This window comes from Promicromonospora kroppenstedtii DSM 19349, from assembly GCF_000515355.1.
GTDB lineage: Bacteria > Actinomycetota > Actinomycetes > Actinomycetales > Cellulomonadaceae > Promicromonospora > Promicromonospora kroppenstedtii.
In genome coordinates, this window is the sequence record NZ_KI911670.1 from 24,917 (window position 1) to 28,630 (window position 3,714).

A 3,714-nucleotide genomic window follows, 5' to 3' on the forward strand; every position below is an offset into this window, starting at 1 on the left:
GCCGCTCGTGGCGCACCTGGGCGTCCGCCGCTCGCCGCTGCGCGAGCCCGGCGACGTCGCCGCCCTGGCGACAGTGGCCCAGGCCAAGGGCCTCGCGGTGCGCGGCCTGATGTTCTACGAGGCCCAGGTGGCCGGCCTGCCGGACACCAGCCCCGCGGTCCGGGTCGTCAAACGGCTCACGATGCGCGAGGTGAACGAGCGCCGGGTGCGGATCCTCGCGGCGGTGCGCGACGCCGTCGGGCACGAGGTGGCGCTGGTCAACGCGGGCGGGACAGGGTCGATCGAGGTGAGCGGCAGCGCGCCCGGAGTGACCGAGGTGACCTCCGGGTCCGGGCTGTTCGCACCCGGGCTGTTCGACGGCTACCGCTCGTTCGAGGCGCGGCCGGCGGCGTTCTTCGGCCTGGACGTGGTCCGCGAGCCCGCCCCTGGCTGGGTGACGGCGTTCGCAGGCGGCTACGCGGCGTCGGGCCAGGCCGGCAAGCTGCGGCTGCCGCGCCTGTTCACGCCCGGCTACACGCTCAGCGGGACCGAGGGCGCGGGCGAGGTGCAGACGCCGCTCAAGGCGACCCGGGCGGGTGGCGGCACGCTCCGCACCGGGGACCGGGTCTGGCTACGGCACGCGAAGGCCGGCGAGATGATGGAGCGGTTCGACCAGGTGCACCTCGTGCGGGGCAGCGAGATCACCGAGACCGTGCCGACGTACCGGGGCGAGGGCCGCAACTTCGGCTAGGCCCGCCGGCACGGGATCGGGTAGAACAAGCCCATGCCCACACTGCACCACCGCACCCGGCCGATGACGGGGCGTGACCCCCACGAGCCGGCGCGCACGGCGACCCCGCTGGAGCTGCTGTTCGACCTCACGTTCGTGGTCGCGTTCGGGGTGGCCGGCGAACAGGGCGCGCACCTGCTGGCCGAGGGGCACGCCGTGTCCGGCATCGTCGGGTTCGCGTTCTCGATGTTCGCCATCTGCTGGGCGTGGATCAACTTCACCTGGTTCGCCTCGGCGTTCGACACCGACGACTGGTTCTATCGCGTCACCACGATGGTGCAGATGATCGGCGTCGTGGTCCTTGCGCTCGGGCTGCCCGAGATGTTCCGGTCGCTCGACGAGGGCGACCGTGTGCACAACGAGGTCATGGTCGCCGGGTACATCGTGATGCGGCTGGCCATGCTCGTGCAGTGGCTGCGCGCGGCCCGGCAGGCGCCCGAGTACCGCGCCACCTGCATGTCGTACGTGCGCACGCTGGTCATCACGCAGATCGGGTGGCTCGTGCTGGCGGTCGCCCCCGTGACGGTCCCGGTCTTCTTCGTGGGCGGCGTGCTGCTCGGGACCGCCGAGATGGCGGGACCGTACGTCGCCGAGCGGTACCGCACGGCCGGCCCCGGCCAGAAGAGCACGCCGTGGCACGCCCACCACATGGCGGAGCGCTACGGGCTGCTCGCCATCATCACGCTCGGCGAGGGCGTCATCGGCACCGTGGCGTCGCTGTCCGCCGTCGTCGAGCACTCGGGGTGGACGCTCGACGCCGCTCTCGTGGCGCTCGCGGGCACGGGCCTCACGTTCGGCCTCTGGTGGACGTACTACCTCACGCCTGACGCCGAGCTGCTGCACCGGCACCGGGAGCGGTCGTTCACCTGGGGCTACGGCAACATCCTGGTCTTCGCGGCGCTGGCCGGCGTAGGGGCCGGGCTGCACGTGGCCGGCTACTACCTGGAGGGGCACTCGCACCTCGGCGCACTCGGGACGGTGCTGGCGGTCGCCGTGCCGGTGCTGGTGTTCGTGGTGGCCGACTACGTCCAGTTCTGGATCCTCAGCCGGGCGGTCAGCCCGCTGCACCTGTACCTGGTGCTCGGCACGGTCGCGATGCTCGCCGTGGCGGTCGGCGCCGCGGCGGCGGGCGTCGGCATGGCATGGGCCCTGCTCCTGGTGATGCTCGCGCCGGCGATCTCGGTCGTCGGGTACGAGGCGCGCGGGCACCGGCACGTGGCCCGGCTGCTCGGGGAGGGGCCCGATCAGGAACTCGGGCAGGAAAAGGGTGCCTGAGCGCCGGTACCCTTGACAGGTGACTATTCGCCTGTTTGACACCGCTGCGCGCGAGGTGCGCGACTTCGACCCCATCACCCCGGGCGAGGTCGGTATCTACCTGTGTGGCGCCACCGTGCAGGCACCCCCTCACGTAGGCCATCTGCGCCCCGTCATCGCGTTCGACGTGCTGCGGCGCTGGCTCACCCGGCGGGGCCTGAAGGTCACCCTGATCCGCAACGTCACCGACATCGACGACAAGGTGCTGGCCAAGGCGGCCGCCGCCGGCCGGGAGTGGTGGGCGCACGCCGCGCTGTACGAGCGCGTGTTCACCGAGGCGTACGACGCGCTCGGCGTCATCCCGCCCACCTACGAGCCGCGGGCCACCGGCAGCGTGCCCGAGATGATCGCGCTCATGGAGCGTCTGGTCGAGAAGGGCAACGCCTACGCCACCGGCGAGGGCAACGTCTGGTTCGACGTCCACTCGTGGCCCGCCTACGGCGAGCTGACCCGACAGCGGGTCGAGGACCTCAGCCCCGAGGAGGGCGCCGAGGCCACGGCAGGGACCGCCGCCGCGGCCAAGAAGAACCCGCACGACTTCGCGCTGTGGAAGGCTCCCAAGCCCGGCGAGCCCGAGTCGGCGTCGTGGGACACCCCGTTCGGCCGCGGCCGGCCGGGCTGGCACCTGGAGTGCTCCGCGATGGCCCGCCGCTACCTGGGCGAGACGTTCGACATCCACGGCGGCGGCCTCGACCTGCGGTTCCCGCACCACGAGAACGAGCAAGCGCAGTCGCGGGCCGCGGGCTACGGGTTCGCGCAGCGCTGGATGCACGTCGCGTGGGTCACGCAGTCCGGCGTCAAGATGTCGAAGTCCCTGGGCAACGGGCTGCTGGTCAGCGAGCTGCTGGCCCAGGCGCCCGCCCCCGTCGTCCGCTACGCCCTGGTGGCCGTGCAGTACCGGTCGATGCTCGAGTGGGGGCCCGACACCCTGGACGAGGCCCGCACCACGTGGGAGCGCCTGTCCGGCTTCGTGACGCGTGCCTCGGAGCGGGTGGGCGACGTCCCGGTCGAGGAGGTCGCCAAGGCGGAGGTCCCCGAGGCGTTCGCCGCCGCGATGGACGACGACCTGAACGTGCCGCAGGCGCTCGCCGTCGTGCACGAGCACCTGCGGGCCGGCAACACGGCCCTCGCCTCGGGGAGCGACGCCGCCGTCCGCGACGAGCTGGTGACGATGCGTGCGATGCTGGACGTGCTGGGCCTGGACCCGGCCGACCCGCAGTGGTCGACGTCGGGCGACGACCGGTACGCGACCGCCCTCGACGGGCTGGTGGCGGCCGAGCTGAAGGCCCGCGCGGAGGCGCGGGCCGCGAAGGACTGGGCCACCTCCGACGCGATCCGGGACCGCCTCGCGGCCGCCGGGATCGAGGTCCAGGACTCCGCCGACGGGGCCCGCTGGGCCCTCTCCTGATCTGACACCCCGGCTGAGAGACGAGATACAAAAGATGGCAGGCAACTCCAAGCGCGCCGGTGCGGTGCGCAAGGCCGGCTCCAAGAAGGGTGCGCAGGTCGGCACCGGCGGGCACAGCCGCAAGGCGCTGCGCGGCAAGGGCCCGACGCCCAAGGCGGAGGACCGCACCTACCACCCGGCGCACCAGCGCAAGGTCGCGGCGGAGAAGCGCGCCGCCACGGGG

Annotated in this window: 3 protein-coding genes and 1 pseudogene; all 4 read left to right on the top strand. The window is 72.9% G+C overall.

What is annotated here, in order from left to right:
- The coding region (locus tag PROKR_RS13495) for an alanine racemase (protein ID WP_036964074.1) at positions 1-730 on the top strand (730 nt) is incomplete at its 5' end.
- A 33-nt stretch (positions 731-763) separates the two neighbouring features.
- Positions 764-2,044 (top strand): low temperature requirement protein A, encoded by a 1,281-nt coding sequence (locus PROKR_RS13500; protein ID WP_211240131.1) that lies wholly within the window; start codon positions 764-766, stop codon positions 2,042-2,044.
- A 19-nt stretch (positions 2,045-2,063) separates the two neighbouring features.
- Positions 2,064-3,491, top strand: coding sequence for a cysteine--tRNA ligase (gene cysS, locus PROKR_RS13505; protein WP_036964076.1), 1,428 nt, complete (start codon positions 2,064-2,066; stop codon positions 3,489-3,491).
- Positions 3,492-3,525: 34 nt separating this feature from the next.
- Positions 3,526-3,714 (top strand): annotated as a pseudogene (locus tag PROKR_RS34865) (23S rRNA (guanosine(2251)-2'-O)-methyltransferase RlmB); the annotation flags it as partial.

Bases quoted from the DNA above. Each gene is read 5' to 3' on its own strand.
- PROKR_RS13500 (WP_211240131.1), top strand. From the start codon at position 764: ATGCCCACACTGCACCACCGCACCCGGCCGATGACGGGGCGTGACCCC.